The organism is Streptomyces sp. NPDC007162, from assembly GCF_040634175.1.
Classification (GTDB): Bacteria; Actinomycetota; Actinomycetes; order Streptomycetales; family Streptomycetaceae; genus Streptomyces.
Genome location: NZ_JBEYFC010000047.1, coordinates 1 through 21,298 on the forward strand (window position 1 = coordinate 1; position 21,298 = coordinate 21,298).

Consider the following 21,298-nt stretch of genomic DNA (forward strand, 5'->3'; position numbering starts at 1 on the left):
TGTCCTACGAGCCATTCACCCGTCCCCTGGCTCTCCTCGGACTCCGCTGACCAGCACAGACGCACCAACGATCAGACTTTGAAACCGCCCTGGGTCCGGCGGCAGCCGCGTGACGACCGCAAGCAGCCCCGAGTGTGTGAACGTCACTCCGCTCGGATCGGTCGAACTCTCCTTACTCTGTTCTTAGAGGCGGCGACCGTGGCGAGATCGGTCGCCGGGTTGTGGCTGGGGCCGACGGCCTACGAGGCTTGAGGCAGCCACCATGGGGCGAGCCTCCAAGAACAGGGGGCCGATCGGGCTATCGCGGGCAGGTCCCAAGAGACTGCCCGATCCGCCGGGCAGCGTAAGGCCCCCTGTTCTCTCGCCCCATGGCAGCTCCCGCCCCCAGCCTCTCCGGCCGGCGGCGTGCCACAGCGCGCCATTACCCAAGCCAGGACCAAGCACCCCGGAAAACGGGAGAGCCCCGCCCGTCGCGCCACGTGGGAGGACGCACGGGCGGGGTGGCCGACACGCTGAGCGTTGTTACTCGCCATCGCTCAGCGGGCCGGGGTCATTCGTCCCGGGTGACACGGGCATGATCGGTCGCGACACGGCGGAAGAGGTCATGGCCCGTACGGCCGGTATGACGCAGGCACCAGTCCTGAGCCGTTTCCTGTTCCTTCTGAGGGCCGGATGTCTCGTCGCACCCGGACGTCACGCAGAACGCTTCGAAGGTGACTCCGCCGTCCGGTACATGCCGGATCGTGTGGGGCACGTAGCGCAGAACGACGCGGCTCATGCGGATGTCTCAACGGGGCGTGCGGGGTCGTCTTCGTCCTCGTCATCGATCACGTCGGGGTCATCCCATGTGGGATCGGGCAGGCGTGCGCCCCGGCTCTCCGCGACGCGTTGAACGTCGGCGAGAGCCTCGGTCAGCTGGACGGCCAGCAAGTGGAGTTCGCCCGGAGTCCACTTGCGCCCGTCGAGGATTCTCCTGGCTTCCTTGACGAGGTCGGCGGCCAGGCCGAGTTGCACCGCCTCCATGTTGTCCGCGAGGCGCGAGAGATAGCTTCCGGAGCCGTCCCCGGCGAGATAGCACGGCTTGCCTTCCGGACCCGCCCACGGCAGGAGTCGCAATACGTTGATGTGTCCGCTCACGCCGACGCCTCCACACCGTGGATCAGGCGCGCGGACTGGTGGCACCTCGGAGAAGAGGGCCGGAGCCGCAACGGCGACTCGGCGAAGCGGGCGATACCTTGGCTCATGTCGACCTGCTCTTTCAGGTTGTCCATGCCCCCGGGCCGTTCGCGCGGTCGCGGGGGTCTTGTCTCTCACCACACTTCCGCCCCTGGTGGTGCGTTCCTACTGCGTTCGGCGACCGTTAGGCACGGAGTACGTCTACCGTGTGAAGCGTGCCTAACGTCCCTGGGGGTACCAGTGAATGAGGCTCTACGCCGTGCGATGCTCCAAGCCCGCATGACAGACCGTCAGTTGGCGGAGAAGTGCGACGTCGATATCAAGACCGTCGGCCGATGGATCACCGAGACAGGGCGGGTTCCCCGTGCCCGTCACCGGTGGGCCGTCTGCGAAGCACTCGGGGAGGACGAGGCGGTGTTGTGGCCAGCAGCCGCGAAGAAGGCGATCAAGGTCGGTCCGGACCGTGAGGTCGTCTCCGTCTATCCGTACCGGTCCGGTTGCCCGGCGGCTCTGTGGCGGTCGCTGATCACCAAGGCCGAAAGAGAGCTGACCTTCGCCGGGTACACCAACTACTTCCTATGGCTGGAACAGGCCCGGTTCGGTACCGCGCTGCGGCGGAAAGCCGCCCAGGGGTGCCGAGTCCGGTTTCTGATCGGTGACCCCGACAGCGATCTCACGCGGTCGCGTGAGCAGGATGAAGACGTTGCACTGACCCTGTCGACCCGTATCCGTGTGACGCTCGCCGAGCTTGAGAAGATCAGAAGCCAGCCGGGCATCAAGGCGAGGTACAGCGACGGACACGCCCACCTGTCCGTGTTCCGCTTCGATGACGACATGATCGTCACACCGCTGCTGACGCACCGGGTGGGACACGATGCCCCCACACTGCATCTGCGTCGTCACCAGGACGACGGCATGTTTGATCGCTTCGCGTCGCACGTCGACGAACTGTGGAACCGGGGCACTCCGGTATGGGAAAGGGAAGCCAATGGCTAGGCGCGACTACGAGGACGATCCTGACGCCCCCGCCGCGAACAGCCTGGTTCCCGCCGCCTCCACGGTCGTTGTCGACGACGCCGGGCGCATCCTCCTCCAGCGTCGCCGTGACAACGGCATGTGGGCGCTGCCCGGCGGTGCCATGAACATCGGAGAGTCGCTGCCTGACTGCGCCGTCCGCGAGACCCGCGAAGAGACCGGTTACGAGGTCGAGATCGTCGGCATCGTCGGCACGTACACCAACCCCCGCCACGTCTTCGCCTACGACGACGGCGAGGTACGGCAGGAGTTCTCCATCTGCTTCCTGGCGCGGCCCGTGACTGGGCAACTGGCGGTGTCCGAGGAGTCCACGGATGTTCGCTGGTTCCAGCCCGAAGAGGTCGACACGCTTCCGATGGTCTCCAGCATCCGCAAGCGCGTGAACGACTGGCGCGACGGGAACATGCCCGCAGCCCGGTAGCCGGAAGCGGCGGTAACCCGGCACACCCCCTCTTGACTGCATCGATTGGGATTCCTTAGGGCACACTTTCGCAAGTAGCTTGCGAGCTGGTCACCAATGCCTACCTGCACAGCGGCGGGGCCGTCTCGTTGCGTCTCACCGCTCTTGATGACGGGCGGCTGAGGGTCGGGGTCTGGGACAGGCATCCGCATGTCCCCGCTCCCTTCGGCGGATCACCCCGGGATCGGGTGCCGTCCGCGCCGGTCGACGCCGAGGGCGGGCGTGGGCTGGGGCTCGTGGCGGAGTGCGCCGACCGGTGGGGCGGCTGGTCGCTCGGAGAAAGTCCGTTGGATCGCGGCGCCGGGAAGCTGCTCTGGTTCGAGGTGGGGGGAAGGGAAGGGAGTCCCTGATGTGAGCGGGGTGTGCCCAGGTCTCGTCGGGGCCGCCGGTAGGCGATGTGCTACGGGCGCGGCTCCGGGCGCAGGGCCAGGTCGAGGAGGCCGGGGAAGCGGGCGTCGAACTCTGCTCGGCGGAGGCGGTTGAGGCGGCGTGGGCCCTCGTCGCGCTGCTCGACGAGGCCGGCCGCCCGCAGGACGGAGAAGTGGTGGCTGAGGGCGGGTCTGCCGACGGGCACGTCGAAGCTCCCGCAGCTGCGGGACCACTCGGCGCTGGCGGCCAGCTCCCGGACGAGCGTGAGCCGTACGGGGTCGGCGAGCGCGGCGAGCGCGGTGGTGACGGGTACCTCGTCGGGGTGGGTGTGCTCGGGGGCGGCCCGGTGGCTGGTGCCGGCCATGCCTTCCTCCTCGCTGCCGTGTTCCGCTTGCCGAGTGTTCGATGAAAACCATACACTCCCGACTGTTCGATTGATGTTGAACACTCACTGAGGGATGTGTGCCATGCGCGCGGTCGAGTTCCAGGAGTACGGCGGTCCCGAGGTCCTCAGGGTGGTGGAGGCGGAGGTCCCCGAGCCGGGTCCCGGCGAGGTGGGCATCGACGTGGCGTACGTCGGCGTGAACTTCGCCGACCTCAAGGCGCGCGCGGAGGGCTACCGCGTGCCGGGCCTGCCGTTCCGGCCGGGACTGGAGGTCTCGGGGCGGGTCCGGGCCCTCGGTGCCGGCGTCACGGACCTCGCCGTCGGCCAGGAGGTGGCCGCGCTGACGCAGGGCGGCGCCTACGCGGACGTGGTCGTGACGGACGCGGCGACGGTCTTCCCGCTGCCGGCAGGGGCGGACCTGCGCACCGCGGCCACCCTCCCGTCCGTCCTGCCGACCGCGTACGCCCTCGTCCACACCGTCGGGCGCCTCCAGCCGGGCGAGACCGTCCTGGTGCAGGGCGCGGCGGGCGGGGTCGGCACGGCGGTCGGACACCTGGCCGGGGCGGCGGGCGCGGCCGCGGTGTACGGCGTGGTGTCGAGCGCGGCCAAGGCGGCGTACGCCCGGGACCACGGCTACGACGAGGTCTTCGTCGGCGACTTCGTGGAGGGGGTCCGGAAGGCCACCGGCGGCCGGGGCGTCGACCTGGTCCTCGACCCCGTGGGCGGCCGGACGCTGCAGGCGGGCCTGGCGTCCCTGGCCCGCTTCGGCCGCCTGGTCTCCTACGGCAACGCGAGCGGCGAGCCGGCCTGGACGGCTGGCCAGCCCGAGCTGTATCCGCGGGGTCTGTCGGTCGCCGGTTTCTCCGTCCTGGCGCTGGCCCAGTCGGCGCCTGACGTGCTGCGGGAGCTGTCCGCCCGTGCCTTCGCGAAGGCGGTGGACGGCACGGTCACCCTGCCGGTCACGGCCGAGTTCGCCCTGGAGGAGGCGGCGGAGGCGCACCGCCTGATGGGCGGCCGGACGAGCACGGGCAAGCTGCTGCTGCGGGTCGCCGGTTGAGAACGGCGTGCGTCGCCGGGCCGTGGCGCCCCGGCCGCCGGGCTCTAGTGGGGCGGCCTCACCCTGCGGATGTCGTGCGTGGGACCGGACACCGGGTTCAGTCGCCTGGTGCGGGACTGACCGCTCACGGCGCGCTCGGCCACACCAGCAGCATGTACGCGCCGCAGTACGCCGACCCCAGCACCGCCGTCGTCAGCACGAGCAGCCGCAGGCGGCGCGAGGCGCGGGCCAGATACCCGGCGAGCGGCAGCAGCAGCGGGAAACCCGGGAGGAGGAAACGGGCGCGCGGGAAGTACACCCCGCCGCTGGTCAGCACGATCACCAGCAGCACCCCGCCGAACACCAGCAGCGGCACCGGCTGCCGGTCCGCGAGCGCGCACCCGAACAGCACCACCGACACCAGCATCGTCACGCTCACCACGACCAGGAACAGCTCCGGCCGCGACACCTGCCCGAACAGCTGCCGCAGCCAGCGCACGGTCTCGGCGCCGCCGTCCACCTCGTTGTGCCACAACCGCTGAACGGCGAAATAGCCGTCCCAGCGGCCGAGCCTGACGCCCACCCAGCCGACGTAGGCACACCAGCCGAGGGGTGCCAGCAGGGCCGCCGCCAGGGCGCGGGGCGAGAAGCGGGTGCGCAGGGAGAGCAGCGCGGTGACGGTGACGGCCGCGGCCACGGCGACGCCCGTCGGCCGGGTCAGCCCGGCGAGCACCGCGCCCGCCGCCGCCCACCACCAGCGCTCGGCCAGCAGCGCGTACAGCGTCCACGCGGCGAACGCCGTGAAGAGCGACTCGGTGTAACCCATCCACTCGACGAGGCCCACCGGGTACGCCGCCCAGAGGACCGTGAGCAGGACGCCCACCCGGCGGCCGGCCAGCCGGTCGCCCACCGCGAACACCCCCCAGGCGGCGACGAGCGAGGCGAGCCACGCGAGCGCGAGGCCGGTGCTCGCCCGGGTGCCCGGGGTCAGCACCGCGACCGCCTTGACCGACAGCGGGTAGAGCGGGAAGAAGGCCAGGTTGTTGTGGTCGTAGGCCACGCCCAGGGTGTGCGCGTACCCGTGGTCGGCGATCCCGAGGTACCAGCGGGAGTCCCACTGCGTCGCCAGCATCGGCCAGATCCCGTGGTGCCGCCGGTGCGCCCAGACGGCCAGGAACGCCAGCCCGGTGAGCCGTACGGCGAGGTACCCGGCCAGTGCCGGGACCGCCCGGCGCAGGGTGGGGCGCGGGGCGGTCGCGGTCGGCGGGCCGGGTCGTCGGGTGCCCGGGATGTGCCCGCTGGAGACGGTGTCGGGGGCGGTCGAGGACACGGCGGCGGCTCCTGTACGACGGCTGGTGGGGCGGGCCTTACCGCACCACCGTTTCCCGGTCGCCGGGGCCGGGCGTGGAGCCCGGGTCACCTACTGGTGGGAAATCACCCGATGGGGTGCCCCGGGGTGCCCCCGAGTCGTACCTGGGCCGGCGAAGGAGCCGGGCTGTCAGATGCCCGCCGCCGTGGCAAGGTCCCGCCTGATCGCCGCGAGCAGGTCGGCCGCCCTGGTGCGGGCCGCGGGCAGCTCGTGGTGGTCCGCGACCGGGACGACCACCTCCAGGTAGCACTTCAGCTTGGGCTCGGTGCCGCTGGGACGGACGATGACCCGGGCGCCGGTCAGGGTGTAGCGGAGGCCGTCGGTGGGCGGGAGCGTGTCCGTGCCTCGGGTGAGGTCCTCGGCCCTGGTGACCGGGAGACCGGCCAGTTCGGTCGGGGGGTGCTCGCGGAGGGTCCGCATGGCCTGTGCGATGACGGAGAGGTCCTGGACGCGGACCGAGAGCTGGTCGGTGGCGTGCAGGCCGTGCTCCACGGCGAGGTCGTCGAGGAGGTCGAGGAGGGTGCGGCCTTCCTGTTTGAGGACGGAGGCCAGTTCGGTGATCAGGAGGGCCGCGGTGATGCCGTCCTTGTCGCGGACGCCGTCGGGGTCGACGCAGTAGCCGAGGGCCTCCTCGTAGCCGTAGCGCAGGCCGTCGACGCGGGCGATCCACTTGAAGCCGGTGAGGGTCTCCTCGTAGGGGAGGTGCGCCTTCTCGGCGATGCGGCCGAGGAGGGAGGAGGAGACGATCGACTCGGCGAAGACGCCGGTCACGCCGCGGCGGACCAGATGGGCGGCGAGGAGGGAGCCGACCTCGTCGCCGCGGAGCATGCGCCAGTCGCCGTCCTGCTTGACGGCGGCGGCGCAGCGGTCGGCGTCGGGGTCGTTGGCGATGACCAGGTCGGGGTCGGTCTCGCGGGCCTTCGCGAAGGCGAGGTCCATCGCGCCGGGCTCTTCCGGGTTGGGGAAGGCGACGGTCGGGAAGTCCGGGTCCGGGTCGGCCTGTTCGGCGACGAGGACGGGGGTGGGGAAGCCCGCGCGGGCGAAGGCGGCGAGGAGGGTGTCCTTGCCGACGCCGTGCATGGCCGTGTAGACCGTGCGGGCGGTGCGGGGGGAGGTGGGGGACAGGACGGCGTCCGTACGGGCCAGGTAGGCGTCCAGGACCGTGTCGTCGAGGGTCTGCCAGCCGGTGTCGGGGCGGGGGACTTCGTGGAGGGTGGTGATGGCCCGGATTTCGGCGGCGATCTCCGCGTCCGCGGGCGGGACGATCTGGGAGCCGTCGCCGAGGTACACCTTGTAGCCGTTGTCGCGGGGCGGGTTGTGGCTGGCGGTGACCTCCACTCCCGCGACCGCGCCCAGGTGCCGTATGGCGAACGCGAGGACGGGGGTGGGGAGGGGGCGGGGGAGCACGACGGCGGTGAGGCCCGCGCCGGTCATGACGGCGGCGGTGTCGCGGGCGAAGTCGGCGGACTTGTGGCGGGCGTCGTAGCCGATGACGACGGTGCCGGTGCCGTGGCCCTGCTTCTTCAGGTAGGCGGCGAGGCCGGCGGCGGCGCGGATCACGACGGCGCGGTTCATGCGCATCGGGCCGGCGCCCAGCTCACCGCGGAGACCGGCGGTGCCGAACTGGAGCGTGCCGCAGAAGCGGGCCTTCAGTTCCTCGGTGTCGCCCGCGTCGATGAGCTTGGCCAGCTCGGCGCGGGTGTCCGGGTCGGGGTCCTCGCCGAGCCAGGTCCTGGCCCGGGCGGTGAGATCGTCTTGCACGGTCGGTCTCCTGGTCTCGGGTGGTTCGCGTGGATGCCTGCGGCGCATCCGCTGCTTCGGTGGGGGTGCGCGTAGCGCCTACGGGCGGTGGGTGAGTCGGGGCCGGGGCGGGGAGTCCCCGTCCTCGGACCGGCGGTGCCGCATCTCGTGCCGTGCAGGGCGCTGAACGCCGGCCGCTGCGGGCGGGAACTCCCCACCCCGTCCCCTTCCCGCCGCGGGCGACAGCACCACCCGTCAGGGGGGCTGAGTGCACCATTCCGGCTGGGGTGGTGCTGAGTGCGCCAATCCGTCGGGGGGCGAGTGGAGCGCCCCGTGAGGGGGCGCTGGGGGTGCCCCCGGCCGAAGGCTGGGGGAGGAACTGCGTGATCGGCCACGGCGGTGGCGCGGACGCTCGGCACCCTCTGCGGAGGTGTCTACAGCCGGCCCAGTACCTGCTTCAGCAGGGCGCCCATGCGTGCCGCCGAGTCGCGGCCCGCCTGGAGGACCTCCTCGTGGTTCAGCGGCTCGCCCGTCATCCCCGCGGCGAGGTTGGTGACCAGGGAGATGCCCAGGACCTCGGCGCCCGCCTCGCGTGCGGCGATCGCCTCCAGGACCGTCGACATGCCCACCAGGTCCGCGCCGATCACGCGGGCCATGCGGATCTCGGCCGGGGTCTCGTAGTGCGGGCCGGGGAACTGGGCGTAGACGCCCTCTTCGAGGCTCGGGTCGACCTCCTTGCACAGGGTGCGCAGGCGGGGCGAGTAGAGGTCGGTGAGGTCGACGAAGTTCGCGCCGATGATCGGGGAGGTCGCCGTGAGGTTGATGTGGTCGCTGATGAGGACCGGCTGGCCGGGACGCATCCCCTCGCGCAGGCCGCCGCAGCCGTTGGTGAGGATGATCGTCTTGCTGCCGGCGGCGACGGCCGTGCGGACGCCGTGCGCGACGGCGGCGACGCCTCGGCCCTCGTAATAGTGCGTGCGGCCGAGGAAGACCAGCGCGCGCTTGTCACCGATGGAGTACGAGCGGATCTTGCCGCCGTGCCCCTCCACGGCCGGCGGCGGGAAGCCGGGCAGCTCGGTGACCTGGAACTCGGCGTCGGGGGCGCCCAGGGCGTCCACGGCCGGAGCCCAGCCGGAGCCCATCACGAGGGCGACGTCGTGGGTCTCGGCGCCCGTGAGCTCGCGCAGGCGAGCGGCGGCCGCGTCGGCGGCGGCGTGGGGATCGCCCTGGATGTCGTCCGGAAGAAGAGATGCGTTCACGCGGATGAGAGTAGCCGGTCCGGGCCTACGCGCGTAGATGACGGAGCTCACGGGATGGCGATCGTTGTCTTGTCGTTTCCTATGAGGGGGGCGGTGCGGTCACTCGTCCATGACGAGGACGTCCTTGTCGTTGAAGACCTCGACGATGAAGATCAGCAGGCGCCCGCGGCTGACCGTGTACTCCACGAGGACGTTCTGGGTGAGGCGGATGGTGCGGTCGTCCCCGGTGGAGCTTATGGGGCGGGACACGGAAAGGAAGGGGTCGCGGGCGAGCAGGGCGATGCCCTTGTCGAACGCGATGCGCTGGCGGTCGTCCAGACGGTCGCGGGCGGCCGCGGCCTGCACGGTGTAGTAGACGTCGTACGTGGTGGGGGACATCCGCTCTCCCGTTGGTGCGTCGGTCCCACAAGTGTAGGGACGCGAGCTGTCAGCAGGGGCGCTTGCGCAGCTCCATCACGTAATCGTGTGGCGCGCCCGCGGACTCGGCCGCGTCGGCGATCTCGCCCAGGTAGCGGGCGGACGGGAGGCCGCCCTCGTAGCCGTCCAGGACGTAGAGCCAGGCCGTCTCCTCGCCCTCCAGGGTGTGCACGCGCACCCGCGCCCGGCGGTAGATGCCCAGGCCGACGCCCTCCCAGCGGTCCATGGACTCCTCGTCCATCGGGGCGATGTCGTAGAGGCCGACGAAGACCTGGGAGAGCGGGTCCTCGACGATCGTCGCCAGGGCGCCCTCCCAGCCCATGTGCTCGCCGCCGAAGGTCAGCCGCCATCCGTTCAGCCAGCCGGTGGCGCGCAGGGGCGAGTGCGGGGCGCGGCGCGACATCAGCCGTGCGTCGAGATTGCCGGCGTACGCGGCGTAGAGCGACGACATGGGGAGAGGGTACGGCAGCCGTCCCGTGTGCCACTCCTGTCCCTGGCGGCGCCGGGTGGCGGCCCCCGGGCAGTGGCACCTTGAGGCGTGCGGGACAATGGAGTACGTGACTCGGATCGTGATCATCGGTGGCGGACCCGGCGGCTATGAAGCGGCGCTGGTGGCCGCGCAGCTCGGCGCGGAGGTGACCGTCGTCGACTGCGACGGTCTGGGCGGAGCGTCGGTGCTGACCGACTGCGTGCCGTCGAAGACCCTTATCGCTACGGCCGAGGTCATGACGACCTTCGATTCGTCGTACGAAGAGCTGGGGATCATCGTCGCCGACGACACCCCGCCGCTGGAGCAGGCGGCCCGGGTGGTGGGGGTCGATCTGGGGAAGGTCAACCGGCGTGTGAAGCGGCTCGCCCTGGCGCAGTCGCACGACATCACCGCCTCGGTGACGCGGGCCGGCGCGCGGGTCATGCGGGGGCGGGGGCGGCTGGAGGGCATGCAGGCCCTCGACGGGTCGCGGAAGGTCGTCGTGAGCGCGGCGGACGGGAGTGAGGAGACGCTCGTCGCCGACGCGGTGCTGATCGCGACCGGTGGGCATCCCCGTGAGGTGCCCGACGCGCAGCCCGACGGCGAGCGCATTCTGAACTGGACGCAGGTGTACGACCTCGACGAGCTGCCCGAGGAGCTCATCGTGGTCGGGTCGGGTGTGACCGGTGCCGAGTTCGCCGGTGCCTACCAGGCGCTGGGGTCGAAGGTCACGCTGGTGTCCTCGCGGGACCGGGTGCTGCCCGGTGAGGACCCGGACGCGGCCGCCGTGCTGGAGGACGTCTTCCGGCGGCGCGGGATGAACGTCATGGCCCGGTCGCGGGCGGCCGCGGCCAAGCGGGTGGGGGACCGGGTGGAGGTGACGCTGGCGGACGGCCGGGTCATCAGCGGTTCGCACTGCCTGATGGCCGTCGGCGCGATTCCGAACAGTGCCGGTCTGGGGCTGGAGGAGGCCGGTGTCAAGCTGCGCGACTCCGGGCACATCTGGACCGACAAGGTGTCACGGACGACCGCGCCCGGTGTGTATGCCGCCGGTGACGTGACCGGTGTCTTCGCGCTCGCGTCGGTGGCCGCCATGCAGGGGCGCATCGCCATGTACCACTTCCTCGGCGACGCCGTGGCGCCGCTGAACCTGAAGACCGTCTCGTCGAACGTGTTCACCGATCCGGAGATCGCGACGGTGGGCTACTCGCAGGCCGACGTGGACGCCGGGAAGATCGACGCCCGGGTCGTGAAGCTGCCGCTGCTGCGCAACCCGCGCGCGAAGATGCAGGGCATCCGGGACGGCTTCGTGAAGATGTTCTGCCGGCCGGGAACCGGGATCGTGGTGGGCGGCGTGGTCGTCTCGCCGCGGGCCTCGGAGCTGATCCATCCGATCTCGATCGCCGTCGACAACAATCTGACGGTCGAACAGATCGCGAACGCGTTCACCGTGTACCCGTCCCTCTCGGGGTCGATCGCGGAGGTGGCGCGGCAGCTGCACACGCGGAAGACCGGCAGCGAAATCTGACGGCCGGAACCGACTCCCCGCTGGTCACGGGGAGTTGTCGAGCATGCGTACGGCATAGTCGGGGCGGACAGGTCCTATACCACTTCCGACCCAGCCGTGCGAACAACTTCTGCTATTCGGCGCAAACTGCTGAAAGCAGACGGTCGTTGGGGTTACTGTCAGTTTCGTGTTCGCTGCAGAACGTCGCCAATTGATCCTCGAAATGGTGCGAGCGAACGGGGCCGTGTCGCTCCGTGAGCTCGCCCGCGTCGTCCAGACCTCCGAAGTGACCGTACGGCGGGACGTGCGCGCACTGGAGGCAGAAGGACTCCTCGACCGCCGGCATGGCGGTGCGGTATTGCCGGGCGGGTTCACGCGGGAGTCCGGCTTTCCGCAGAAATCTCATCTCGCGACCGCCGAGAAGACGGCCATCGCCGATCTCGCCGCGGGTCTCGTCGAAGAAGGCGAGGCCATCGTGGTCGGAGCGGGTACCACCACGCAGGAACTCGCACGTCGGCTGGCGCGAGTGCCCGGCCTCACCGTCGTCACCAACTCGTTGCTGGTGGCGCAGGCGTTGGCGCACGCCAACCGGGTCGAGGTCGTGATGACCGGCGGTACCCTGCGGGGCTCCAACTACGCGCTCGTCGGCTCCGGTGCGGAGCAGTCCCTGCAGGGGCTGCGCGTGTCGCGGGCCTTCATCTCCGGGAGCGGTCTGACGTCCGAGCGGGGGCTGTCCACGTCCAACATGCTGTCGGCGTCCGTCGACCGGGCGCTGGTGCAGGCCGCCGCGGAGGTCGTGGTCCTCGCCGACCACACCAAGCTCGGTACGGACACCATGTTCCAGACCGTGCCGACCGACCTCATCACCCGGCTGGTCACGGACGAGCCGCCGGCCCACGACGACCGCGCCGCCACCGAACTCCAGGCCCTCGCCGACCAGGGGGTGCAGATCGCCGTGGCCGGGGCGTCCGGGAACCCGGGGGGTGACCAGGTCCCGACGCGGCAGCAACAGCACCAGCAGCGTCGGGACGTGTCCCTTCCGGGGCCGCGGCGGGGAGTGCCCGGGTCGGGGCTGCGGTCGGCCTCGGTGCTCGGGGCGGAACAGCCGACGGGGGCCGAACAGCGGGGGCGGGTCGCCGACATGCGGCGGCGGTGAGGGACGGGCGCGCGGTTCCCAGTGCCCCCTGCGGGGGCGCCGGCGCTTGAGTCCCGGGGCGTCTCACCTGCCAGGGCGATGGCAGGGGTGAGCAAGGGTGAGCAGGAGTGAGCTGGGCGGATCGCCGCCCCGTACGGCCCGTACGTCCTCCGGTGCCGCTCCGGGTCCTGAGCACGGCGCGTGGCCGACGCCGACATGAGGACCCTCGAAGCGTGACTGTCTCGTGCGGCCGGGTCATCGGGGCCCGGTGCCATCAGTGGGGCGCGGTGTCGGTTCGGGGAGCGGTGGTGGTCGGTGTTGGGGTGGGGGCCGGTCTCGGTGGGCAGCCGGTCGTGCCGTGACGGCCGTGCGTGCCGGCGTACGCCACAGTCACGACCGGCGGGGTGCGCCGGTTGGGTGAAGCGGCTGTTTCCCCGGGCGAGCTGTCCTGCGACGGGGGCATGACCCGGCGTGCACACACCGACGCCCGGCGAACGGTGGGTGTCGTTCGCCGGGCGTCAGGGGTCGGGCGTCGTCAGTCCTTGATCTCGCAGATCACGGCGCCGGAGGTGAGGGACGCACCGACCTCGGCGGCGAGGCCCTTGATGGTGCCGCTGCGGTGCGCGTTCAGGGGCTGTTCCATCTTCATCGCCTCGAGTACGACGATCAGGTCACCCTCCTTGACCTCCTGGCCCTCCTCGACCGCGACCTTGACGATCGTGCCCTGCATGGGCGAGGCGAGGGTGTCGCCGGAGGCGACCGGGCCGGACTTCTTGGCGGCGCGGCGCTTGGGCTTGGCGCCGGCGGCCAGGCCGGTGCGGGCCAGCGTCATGCCCAGGGAGGCGGGCAGGGAGACTTCCAGACGCTTGCCGCCCACCTCGACGACCACGGTCTCGCGGCCGGTGTCCTCGTCGGCCTCCGCGTCGGCGGGGGCGGCGAAGGGCTTGATCTCGTTGACGAACTCGGTCTCGATCCAGCGGGTGTGGACCGTGAAGGGGTCCTCGGAGCCCGTCAGCTCGGGGGCGAAGGCCGGGTCGCGGACGACGACGCGGTGGAAGGGGATCGCCGTGGCCATGCCCTCGACCTGGAACTCGTCCAGCGCGCGGGCGGCCCGCTGCAGCGCCTCGGCACGGGTGCGGCCGGTGACGATCAGTTTGGCCAGCAGGGAGTCCCAGGCGGGGCCGATGACCGAACCGGCCTCCACACCCGCGTCCAGGCGGACACCGGGGCCGGTGGGCGCGTCGAAACGGGTGACGGTGCCCGGGGCGGGCAGGAAGTTGCGGCCCGGGTCCTCGCCGTTGATCCGGAACTCGAACGAATGTCCGCGCAGCTCGGGGTCGTCGTAGCCGAGTTCCTCGCCGTCGGCGATGCGGAACATCTCGCGGACCAGGTCGATGCCGGCGACCTCCTCGGTCACCGGGTGCTCGACCTGGAGGCGGGTGTTGACCTCCAGGAAGGAGATCGTGCCGTCCTGGCCGACCAGGAACTCGCAGGTACCGGCGCCGACGTAGCCGGCCTCCTTGAGGATGGCCTTGGAGGCGCGGTACAGCTCGGCCATCTGGGCGTCGGAGAGGAACGGCGCGGGGGCCTCCTCGACGAGCTTCTGGTGCCGGCGCTGGAGCGAGCAGTCACGGGTGGAGACGACGACCACGTTGCCGTGGGTGTCGGCCAGGCACTGGGTCTCCACGTGCCGGGGACGGTCCAGGTAGCGCTCCACGAAGCACTCGCCACGCCCGAACGCGGCCACCGCCTCTCGGACGGCGGAGTCGTAGAGCTCCGGGACCTCTTCGAGGGTGCGGGCGACCTTCAGGCCGCGTCCGCCACCGCCGAAGGCGGCCTTGATGGCGATCGGCAGGCCGTGTTCCTCGGCGAAGGCCACCACCTCGTCGGCGCCCGAGACCGGGTCCGGGGTACCGGCCACCAGCGGGGCGCCGGCGCGCTGGGCGATGTGACGGGCCGCCACCTTGTCGCCCAGGTCGCGGATCGCCTGCGGCGGGGGGCCGATCCAGGTCAGCCCCGCGTCCAGCACGGCCTGCGCGAACTCCGCGTTCTCGGAGAGGAAGCCGTAGCCCGGGTGGACGGCGTCCGCCCCGGCCTCGCGCGCCGCGTTGAGGACCTTCTCGATGTCCAGGTAGCTGGTGGCCGGGGTGTCACCGCCCAGGGCGAACGCCTCATCCGCGGCGCGGACATGCAGAGCGTCCCGGTCCGGGTCCGCGTAGACGGCCACGCTCGCGATCCCAGCGTCCCGGCAGGCCCGGGCCACGCGGACAGCGATTTCGCCACGGTTGGCGATGAGCACCTTGCGCACGATTGAGGCTCCCTCCTTGAAACAAGCCGAGTTTAGGGAAGGCCGACACGGCACTTCGACCCGTCCCCAATGGTGAGCTTGCCCACACGGAGCGTGATGCGGGGCTCGCCCGACCCGCGAAAGCCCTTGTCGCACCTTGGTACGCAGGGCTCCTTCGGGAAACCCTAGCCCCGCCGTGTGGTCAAGGTCTCTGTGAGAGCGTGCCGCGCCCCACTCCGTTTCTTTGTTGAGTCCCTACGAATGGCCCAATGATTCTTTGCCGGCGACCGGACCCTTGTCCCCGGGTTTACCCGTTAGTAGCGTTCGCGATGTCTTGAACGAACTTCAAGTAACACCGGCTCGGCCGGGTCGGGGACGAAAGTGGGTGGACCGGTGGTGCGCAGACCGGTGGCGTGGGTCGTGGCGGTCGTACTCCTCGCGGAGGCGCTCGGCATCGCGGCACTCAACTGGTTCATGGCGGTGGCCGTCGACCGCCAGCACATGTCCCTGGCCGGCCTCGATCCGGACCGGATGTCGATGTCCGCCAGGGTCGGCGCGGTGGTCTTCGGCCTCTACTTCGCGCTGTGCGCCCTGGTCGCCCTGCTGGTGGCGGTACGCAACCGTCCGCCCGCCGGCTTCGGCCGCGTGCTGCTGGTCAGCGCCGCGGTCGTGCACGCCCTGCTGGGCGCCGTGATGTGGGGCCTGAGCGGATGGCCCGCGTTCCTGTACATGGTCGTCGTCCTCGCCCTCATCGTGCTGCTCCTGATGACGTACGACCGCACGGACGGCGTGCGGACCGAGGACGGCGGGGACGCTTCCGGGCCGGGCCCGAAGGAGGGCCCGGAACCGGAGCTCCGCGAGGACGACGCGCCGGCCGCCGGTCCGGTCACCCCGCCGGCGCCCACAACTCCGTGATGCCGACGCCGAGCTCGGCGAGCAGCCGCCGGACCAGGGGCAGGCTGATGCCGATGACGTTGCCGTGGTCGCCGTCGATGCCCTCGACGAACGGGGCGCTGCGGCCGTCCAGCGTGAAGGCCCCCGCCACGTAGAGGGGTTCGCCGGTGGCGACGTACGCGGCGATCTCCTCGTCCGTGGGCTCGCCGAACCGTACGACGGTGGACGCGGTCGCCGACACCCAGCGCTCGGCCGCCGTGTCCCACACGCAGTGCCCGGTCTGCAGGGTGCCCGCCCGGCCGCGCATCGACTTCCAGCGGGCCGTCGCCTCCTCGGCGTCGGCCGGCTTGCCGAGCGCCTGGCCGTCGAGGTCCAGCACCGAGTCGCAGCCGATCACGATCGCGCCCCGCACGTCCGGGCGGGCGGCGACCACGGACGCCTTGGCCTCGGCGAGGGCGAGCGCCAGGTCGGCGGGGGTGGGAGCGGTGACGGCGTCCTCGTCGACGCCGCTGACGATCACCTCGGGGGCGAGGCCCGCCTGACGCAGGAGGTTCAGCCGGGCGGGGGACTGGGAGGCGAGGACGAGTCTGCGCATGGGTGCAGGGTATCGGTGGGTCCCCGGCGGGGGTTCCTCATCTCACGCCCAGGACGAACATCAGTACCAGCATCACCAGGGCCAGGAAGACGCCGAGCCGCCGGAGGGTGTTCTGCATGTCCCGCAGTTCCTTCGGCGGCTCGTCTTCGGGGTCCGACCAGAGCATGGCACCAGCGTGCGGCTCGGACGGGGGAGGGCGCCTGAGTAGGGATACTCAAATCGGAGCCCGGGGTTGCACTTCTGACCGCGGCACTAGCTCGGCCAGTAGGTGCGCGTCCATGCGGTCCGGCTCGGCAGGGGGTTCCGGTGCCGGGCGATCCGTGCCGGGTCGGACCAGGCGTCCTTCGCCCCCGTGGCCTGCTCGGGGACGGCTGCCGCCATGGCCGCCGCGCGTGCTCTTACGACCGCCAGTGCGGCGGCCAGCTCCTCCGGGGTGGGGTTGCCCCGTACGACCTTGATCGTCACCGTGGCTCCTTGGGTCCTTAGAGGGGGATGTTGCCGTGCTTCTTCGGGGGCAGGGACTCGCGCTTGGTGCGCAGCTGACGCAGGCCCCGTACGACGTGGCGGCGGGTGTCCGAGGGCATGATCACGGCGTCGACGTAACCGCGTTCGGCCGCCGTGTAGGGGTTGAGGAGGGTGTCCTCGTACTCCTGGATGAGCTGTGCCCGGGTGGCCTCGGCGTCGTCCGCCTCGGCGATGGTGCGGCGGTGCAGGATGTTGACGGCGCCCTGGGCGCCCATGACGGCGATCTGGGCGGTGGGCCAGGCGAGGTTGAGGTCGGCGCCCAGGTGCTTGGAGCCCATGACGTCGTAGGCGCCGCCGAAGGCCTTGCGGGTGATCACGGTGATCAGGGGGACGGTGGCCTCGGCGTAGGCGTAGATCAGCTTGGCGCCGCGGCGGATGATGCCGTCGTGCTCCTGGTCGACACCGGGCAGGAAGCCGGGGACGTCGACGAAGGTGAGGACCGGGACGTTGAAGGCGTCGCAGGTGCGCACGAAGCGGGCCGCCTTCTCGCTCGCCTTGATGTCCAGGCAGCCCGCGAACTGCATCGGCTGGTTGGCGACGATGCCGACCGGGTGGCCCTCGACGCGGCCGAAGCCGGTGACGATGTTCGGCGCGAACAGCGCCTGCGTCTCGAAGAACTCGCCGTCGTCCAGGACGTGTTCGACCACCGTGTGGATGTCGTACGGCTGGTTGGCGCTGTCCGGCACCAGGGTGTCCAGCTCCAGGTCCTCGGCGGTGACCGAGAGGTCGGCCTCCTCGGGGAAGAGCGGCGGCTCGGAGAGGTTGTTGGACGGCAGGTAGGACAGCAGCTGCTTGATGTACTCGACGGCGTCCTTCTCGTCGCCCGCCATGTGGTGGGCGACACCGGAGACCGAGTTGTGGGTGCGGGCGCCGCCGAGCTCCTCGAAGCCGACGTCCTCGCCGGTGACCGTCTTGATGACGTCCGGTCCCGTGATGAACATGTGCGAGGTCTGGTCGACCATGACCGTGAAGTCGGTGATGGCCGGGGAGTAGACCGCGCCGCCCGCGCAGGGACCGACGACCAGGGAGATCTGCGGGATGACACCGCTGGCGTGGGTGTTGCGGCGGAAGATCTCGCCGTAGGCGCCGAGTGAGGCGACGCCCTCCTGGATGCGGGCGCCGCCGGAGTCGTTGATGCCGATGACCGGGCAGCCGGTCTTCAGGGCGAAGTCCATCACCTTGACGATCTTCTGGCCGTAGACCTCGCCCAGCGCCCCGCCGAAGACGGTGAAGTCCTGGGAGAAGACGGCGACCGGGCGGCCGTCCACCGTGCCGTAGCCGGTGACGACGCCGTCGCCGTAGGGGCGGTTCTTCTCCAGGCCGAAGTTGGTGGAGCGGTGCCGGGTGAACTCGTCCAGCTCGATGAAGGAGTCCTCGTCGAGGAGCAGTTCGATCCGCTCACGGGCCGTCAGTTTGCCCTTGGCGTGCTGCTTCTCGACCGCGCGCTCCGAACCGGCGTGTGTCGCCTCGTGGACACGACGCTGGAGATCCGCGAGCTTCCCCGCGGTCGTGTGAATGTCGATCTCTTCCGGCTCGGACATCGGGATGCGGCTCCCTGCCTGCTCAAAAGGGGGGACGGTTACTCATCCGTAGCGTAGTGGGGCACCTGTCAAACGGCAGTGCGGCGTACAACACACCTAGGGTGGCTTGCATGACGTCGCGAGATGCAGCAGACGAGAACAACAATCGCTGGTCCGACCTGGACCGTCCACCGCTCCAGGAGACCGGGCTGCGCAGGGCCCTGGTGCGGGACGGCGGCCACGGGGGTCTCTACCGCGACGTCGTGGTCGTGCAGCGCACCGGCTCCACCAATTCCGACCTCGTCGCACGGGCCCTCGCGGGGGAGGCGGACGAGGGTGCCGTCCTGGTCGCCGAGGAGCAGACGGCGGGGCGGGGGCGGCTGGACCGCCAGTGGACGGCGCCGGCGCGCTCGGGACTGTTCTTCTCGGTGCTGCTGAAGCCGGCGGAGGTGCCGGTGGCCCGCTGGGGGTGGCTGCCGTTGCTCACGGGCGTGGCGGTGGCGACGGGGCTGGCGCGGGCGGCGGGCGTCGACACGGCGCTCAAGTGGCCGAACGACCTCCTGGTCACCGTGGACGGCGAGGAGCGCAAGGCCGGGGGCATCCTCGCGGAGCGGGCCGGCGAGGACGGGGTGGTGGTGGGCGTCGGCATCAACGTCACGCTCCGCGCGGCGGAGCTGCCGGTGCCCCAGGCGGGGTCGCTGGCGCTGGCCGGGGCGGTGAGCACGGACCGGGAGACCCTGCTGCGGGGCGTTCTGCGCCCCCTGGAGGACTGGTACGGGCGCTGGCGCGCGGCGGGTGGCGATCCGGCGGCCAGCGGCCTCCAGGAGACGTACGCGGCGGGCTGCGCGACCCTCGGGCGGACCGTACGGGCCGAGCTGCCCGGGGACCGGTCGCTGGTCGGGGAGGCGGTCGCCGTGGACGGCGACGGAAGACTGGTGATCGCCACGGCCGACGGGCTCCAGGAACCGGTGGGCGCGGGCGACATCGTCCACCTGCGCCCGGCGTGAGGCGTGGCCGTCTCCCCAGGGGGCGCCCGCCGGGACCGCCGGTGACCCTGGGTGCACCGCACCCCCCCGTCCCGGCCCACCTCACGAAGTGAGCTACCGCACACCTGCCGTAGAGTTGAGGCCGGTCGGTATGCGACCGCGGTAGATCGGAAGGGCAGCAGGCGTGACCGTCGACGACACGGGCTCCGGCGAGGGCGCGGACGCCGCCGACTCCGGCGAGGACCCCCTCGCGCTGCGCCTCGAAGGCCTGATCCTCGGGGCCGAGCGCCGCTACACCCCGTTCCAGGCGGCCCGCAGCGCCGGCGTCTCCATGGAGCTGGCGTCGAGGTTCTGGCGGGCGATGGGCTTCGCGGACATCGGGCAGGCCAAGGCGCTCACCGAGGCCGACGTGCTGGCCCTGCGCCGGCTCGCGGGTCTCGTCGAGGCGGGGCTGCTCAGCGAGGCCATGGCCGTGCAGGTGGCACGGTCGACCGGGCAGACCACCGCCCGTCTGGCCGAGTGGCAGATCGACTCCTTCCTGGAGGGTCTGACCGAGCCTCCCGAGCCGGGCATGACCCGTACCGAGGTCACGTACCCGATCGTCGAACTGTTGCTCCCCGAACTGGAGGAGTTCCTCGTCTACGTCTGGCGCCGCCAGCTCGCCGCCTCCGCGGGCCGGGTCGTGCAGGCCGCCGACGACGAGGAGATGGTCGACCGGCGGCTGGCCGTCGGCTTCGCCGACCTCGTCGGGTTCACCCGGCTGACCCGCCGGATGGAGGAGGAGGAGCTCGGCGAGCTGGTCGAGGCCTTCGAGACCACCGCCGCCGACCTGGTCGCGGCCCGGGGCGGCCGGCTCATCAAGACCCTCGGCGACGAGGTCCTGTACGCCGCCGACGACTCCGGTGTCGCCGCGGACATCGCGCTGCGCCTGGTGGAGACCATGGCGCACGACGAGACGATGCCGGAGCTGCGGGTCGGCATGGCCTTCGGCACCGTCACCACCCGAATGGGCGATGTCTTCGGTACGACCGTGAACCTGGCCTCCCGGCTCACCTCCATAGCCCCCCGCGACGCCGTGCTCGTCGACTCCGCCTTCGCCGAGGAACTGATCCGCAGCGGTGAGGCGCCCGCCTCGGAGGCGGAGGCCGCCGAGGCCGCGGCGGCCGCTGAGAAGGAGGGTGAGGAGCCCCCCACCTACCGCTTCGCGCTCCAGCCCATGTGGCAGCGTCCGGTACGCGGCCTGGGCGTCGTGGAGCCGTGGCTGCTGACCCGCCGCGACGGGGAGCCCTAGCGGCCGTCCCGCGTCAGGGCCGACCGGGACCGTTTCCCGCACTCCACCTGATCCGCCGCCCGCCCGGCGACGCCGTCCTCTGGACCGGGCCGCGGGCACGGGGTCACCTCGTCCTGTGAGTCACCGTGACCTCCCTGCGGGCCGGTCCGGCGGAGGCCTTCCCTAGTCGGCGTTGAGCGGGTTCACGCACAGGCCGACGATCGGGAGGCAGACGTCGCCGCCCGGTCGGTGTGCCGCGGGCGTCGGGGTGGTTGTCGTGGGCGGGGCGCTGGTGGCCGGCGCGGGCGGCGGGTCCGGCGGCCGGGCAGGGCTCGCCGGGATGGTCGTCGGGACCGGGACCGGGACAGTGCGGGGCAGGGCGGTGGGGGAGGCAGCAGGCGACGCGGCGGCCGTACTGCTCGCCGCGCTGGCCGTCGGCGTGGGGCTCGCGCCTCCCGTGGTGCCCGCCGTCGACGGGGCGGCCGTGGGGACCGGGCCGACGGTGGCGGCCGCGTTCGCCGAGCGGGCCGTCGTCGCGTCGGCGGTCGGATCGAGCCGGGGCTCGGCCTCCGCCGCGCCGGGCGCGCCGGCCCCGCCGCCGTCGGGCGTCAGCCGTACGAGGCTCAGCACACCGGCGGCCAGGGCGAGCCCTCCGGTGGCGAGCAGCACCTTGCGGGGGCGGGGCTTGCGGTGCCGCCCCCGGCGACCGGCTGCGGACGTTCCCGTCATGGCCTTTCCTCCCCGCCGTGCCCCCGATACGCCATGGCGAGCGCACGTTATGCGCTCCCGCGGGGCGTGCGCCGGGAGTCTCCCGGGATGTCACCCGAACGGGGGTCTGCCGGGCCATCGGTGCCCGGGACCCGC

The 21,298-nt window shown here is 71.7% G+C and carries 21 protein-coding genes; 8 read left to right on the plus strand and 13 right to left on the minus strand.

Going from position 1 to position 21,298, the window contains the following annotated elements; translation table 11 throughout:
- Nucleotides 1-774: 774 nt before the first annotated feature.
- Nucleotides 775-1,137: a hypothetical protein gene (locus tag ABZ646_RS08360; RefSeq protein WP_360514461.1), complete on the minus strand. Its 363-nt coding sequence runs from the start codon at nucleotides 1,135-1,137 to the stop codon at nucleotides 775-777.
- Nucleotides 1,138-1,455: 318 nt separating this feature from the next.
- On the opposite strand from ABZ646_RS08360, the gene ABZ646_RS08365 reads away from it, so the two are divergent.
- Together ABZ646_RS08365 and ABZ646_RS08370 are read left to right on the plus strand one after the other, a co-directional pair.
- Nucleotides 1,456-2,172 carry a DUF5919 domain-containing protein gene (locus tag ABZ646_RS08365; RefSeq protein WP_360514464.1) on the plus strand — a complete coding sequence of 239 codons (717 nt, stop codon included), beginning with the start codon at nucleotides 1,456-1,458 and terminating at the stop codon, nucleotides 2,170-2,172.
- Nucleotides 2,165-2,632: an NUDIX domain-containing protein gene (locus ABZ646_RS08370; protein ID WP_360514467.1), complete on the plus strand. Its 468-nt coding sequence runs from the start codon at nucleotides 2,165-2,167 to the stop codon at nucleotides 2,630-2,632. The genes ABZ646_RS08365 and ABZ646_RS08370 overlap by 8 nt, the downstream gene beginning before the upstream one ends.
- 439 nt (nucleotides 2,633-3,071) lie before the next feature.
- Here ABZ646_RS08370 and ABZ646_RS08375 read toward each other — a convergent pair whose 3' ends face one another.
- Nucleotides 3,072-3,404: a helix-turn-helix transcriptional regulator gene (locus tag ABZ646_RS08375; RefSeq protein ID WP_360514469.1), complete on the minus strand. Its 333-nt coding sequence runs from the start codon at nucleotides 3,402-3,404 to the stop codon at nucleotides 3,072-3,074.
- 103 nt (nucleotides 3,405-3,507) lie between these two features.
- On the opposite strand from ABZ646_RS08375, the gene ABZ646_RS08380 reads away from it, so the two are divergent.
- Nucleotides 3,508-4,482 (plus strand): zinc-binding dehydrogenase, encoded by a 975-nt coding sequence (locus ABZ646_RS08380; protein WP_360514472.1) that lies wholly within the window; start codon nucleotides 3,508-3,510, stop codon nucleotides 4,480-4,482.
- Nucleotides 4,483-4,606: 124 nt separating this feature from the next.
- On the opposite strand, the gene ABZ646_RS08385 is transcribed toward ABZ646_RS08380, so the two are convergent.
- The 5 genes from ABZ646_RS08385 to ABZ646_RS08405 all read right to left on the minus strand — a co-directional run bounded on the left by ABZ646_RS08385 (nucleotide 4,607) and on the right by ABZ646_RS08405 (nucleotide 9,697).
- A complete protein-coding gene (locus ABZ646_RS08385) occupies nucleotides 4,607-5,791 on the minus strand; it encodes a hypothetical protein (protein WP_360514475.1) in 1,185 nt (394 codons plus the stop codon).
- 168 nt (nucleotides 5,792-5,959) lie between these two features.
- Nucleotides 5,960-7,591 carry a phospho-sugar mutase gene (locus ABZ646_RS08390; RefSeq protein ID WP_360514478.1) on the minus strand — a complete coding sequence of 544 codons (1,632 nt, stop codon included), beginning with the start codon at nucleotides 7,589-7,591 and terminating at the stop codon, nucleotides 5,960-5,962.
- Between the two features lie 413 nt (nucleotides 7,592-8,004).
- On the minus strand, nucleotides 8,005-8,829 hold the full coding sequence (locus ABZ646_RS08395; RefSeq protein WP_360514481.1) for a purine-nucleoside phosphorylase: 825 nt from the start codon (nucleotides 8,827-8,829) through the stop codon (nucleotides 8,005-8,007).
- A gap of 99 nt (nucleotides 8,830-8,928) precedes the next feature.
- Entirely contained in the window at nucleotides 8,929-9,207 is a 279-nt protein-coding gene (locus ABZ646_RS08400; protein WP_360514484.1) for a hypothetical protein, read from the minus strand.
- Nucleotides 9,208-9,256: 49 nt separating this feature from the next.
- Entirely contained in the window at nucleotides 9,257-9,697 is a 441-nt protein-coding gene (locus ABZ646_RS08405) for a gamma-glutamylcyclotransferase (RefSeq protein WP_360244602.1), read from the minus strand.
- Nucleotides 9,698-9,794: 97 nt separating this feature from the next.
- On the opposite strand from ABZ646_RS08405, the gene ABZ646_RS08410 reads away from it, so the two are divergent.
- The gene (locus tag ABZ646_RS08410) at nucleotides 9,795-11,243 is read left to right on the plus strand and encodes an NAD(P)H-quinone dehydrogenase (RefSeq protein WP_360514487.1); all 1,449 of its coding nucleotides are present in this window, start codon (nucleotides 9,795-9,797) and stop codon (nucleotides 11,241-11,243) included.
- 190 nt (nucleotides 11,244-11,433) lie between these two features.
- Complete coding sequence (locus ABZ646_RS08415) at nucleotides 11,434-12,378, plus strand: DeoR/GlpR family DNA-binding transcription regulator (protein ID WP_360514489.1); 945 nt, start codon at nucleotides 11,434-11,436, stop codon at nucleotides 12,376-12,378.
- Between the two features lie 514 nt (nucleotides 12,379-12,892).
- Here ABZ646_RS08415 and ABZ646_RS08420 read toward each other — a convergent pair.
- A complete protein-coding gene (locus ABZ646_RS08420) occupies nucleotides 12,893-14,665 on the minus strand; it encodes a biotin carboxylase N-terminal domain-containing protein (protein WP_360514492.1) in 1,773 nt (590 codons plus the stop codon).
- 372 nt (nucleotides 14,666-15,037) lie between these two features.
- On the opposite strand from ABZ646_RS08420, the gene ABZ646_RS08425 reads away from it, so the two are divergent.
- Nucleotides 15,038-15,559, plus strand: a complete 522-nt coding sequence (locus ABZ646_RS08425; protein WP_360514495.1) for a hypothetical protein — start codon at nucleotides 15,038-15,040, stop codon at nucleotides 15,557-15,559.
- On the opposite strand, the gene ABZ646_RS08430 is transcribed toward ABZ646_RS08425, so the two are convergent.
- From ABZ646_RS08430 to ABZ646_RS08445, 4 genes are all read right to left on the minus strand, one after another.
- On the minus strand, nucleotides 15,531-16,133 hold the full coding sequence (locus ABZ646_RS08430; protein ID WP_360514498.1) for a nucleoside triphosphate pyrophosphatase: 603 nt from the start codon (nucleotides 16,131-16,133) through the stop codon (nucleotides 15,531-15,533). The two genes, ABZ646_RS08425 and ABZ646_RS08430, sit on opposite strands and share 29 nt — an antisense overlap.
- A gap of 37 nt (nucleotides 16,134-16,170) precedes the next feature.
- Nucleotides 16,171-16,299: a hypothetical protein gene (locus ABZ646_RS08435; protein WP_358978637.1), complete on the minus strand. Its 129-nt coding sequence runs from the start codon at nucleotides 16,297-16,299 to the stop codon at nucleotides 16,171-16,173.
- An 86-nt stretch (nucleotides 16,300-16,385) separates the two neighbouring features.
- On the minus strand, nucleotides 16,386-16,598 hold the full coding sequence (locus tag ABZ646_RS08440) for an acyl-CoA carboxylase epsilon subunit (RefSeq protein ID WP_360514501.1): 213 nt from the start codon (nucleotides 16,596-16,598) through the stop codon (nucleotides 16,386-16,388).
- A 17-nt stretch (nucleotides 16,599-16,615) separates the two neighbouring features.
- Nucleotides 16,616-18,199 carry an acyl-CoA carboxylase subunit beta gene (locus ABZ646_RS08445; RefSeq protein ID WP_360514504.1) on the minus strand — a complete coding sequence of 528 codons (1,584 nt, stop codon included), beginning with the start codon at nucleotides 18,197-18,199 and terminating at the stop codon, nucleotides 16,616-16,618.
- 110 nt (nucleotides 18,200-18,309) lie between these two features.
- Here ABZ646_RS08445 and ABZ646_RS08450 point away from each other — a divergent pair, with 110 nt between their 5' ends.
- Together ABZ646_RS08450 and ABZ646_RS08455 are read left to right on the plus strand one after the other, a co-directional pair.
- Complete coding sequence (locus ABZ646_RS08450) at nucleotides 18,310-19,185, plus strand: biotin--[acetyl-CoA-carboxylase] ligase (protein WP_360514507.1); 876 nt, start codon at nucleotides 18,310-18,312, stop codon at nucleotides 19,183-19,185.
- A 163-nt stretch (nucleotides 19,186-19,348) separates the two neighbouring features.
- Entirely contained in the window at nucleotides 19,349-20,455 is a 1,107-nt protein-coding gene (locus ABZ646_RS08455) for an adenylate/guanylate cyclase domain-containing protein (RefSeq protein WP_046731859.1), read from the plus strand.
- A gap of 162 nt (nucleotides 20,456-20,617) precedes the next feature.
- Here the strand turns inward: ABZ646_RS08455 and ABZ646_RS08460 are convergent, their stop codons facing one another.
- Nucleotides 20,618-21,163, minus strand: a complete 546-nt coding sequence (locus ABZ646_RS08460; RefSeq protein WP_360514510.1) for a hypothetical protein — start codon at nucleotides 21,161-21,163, stop codon at nucleotides 20,618-20,620.
- Nucleotides 21,164-21,298 lie beyond the last annotated feature (135 nt).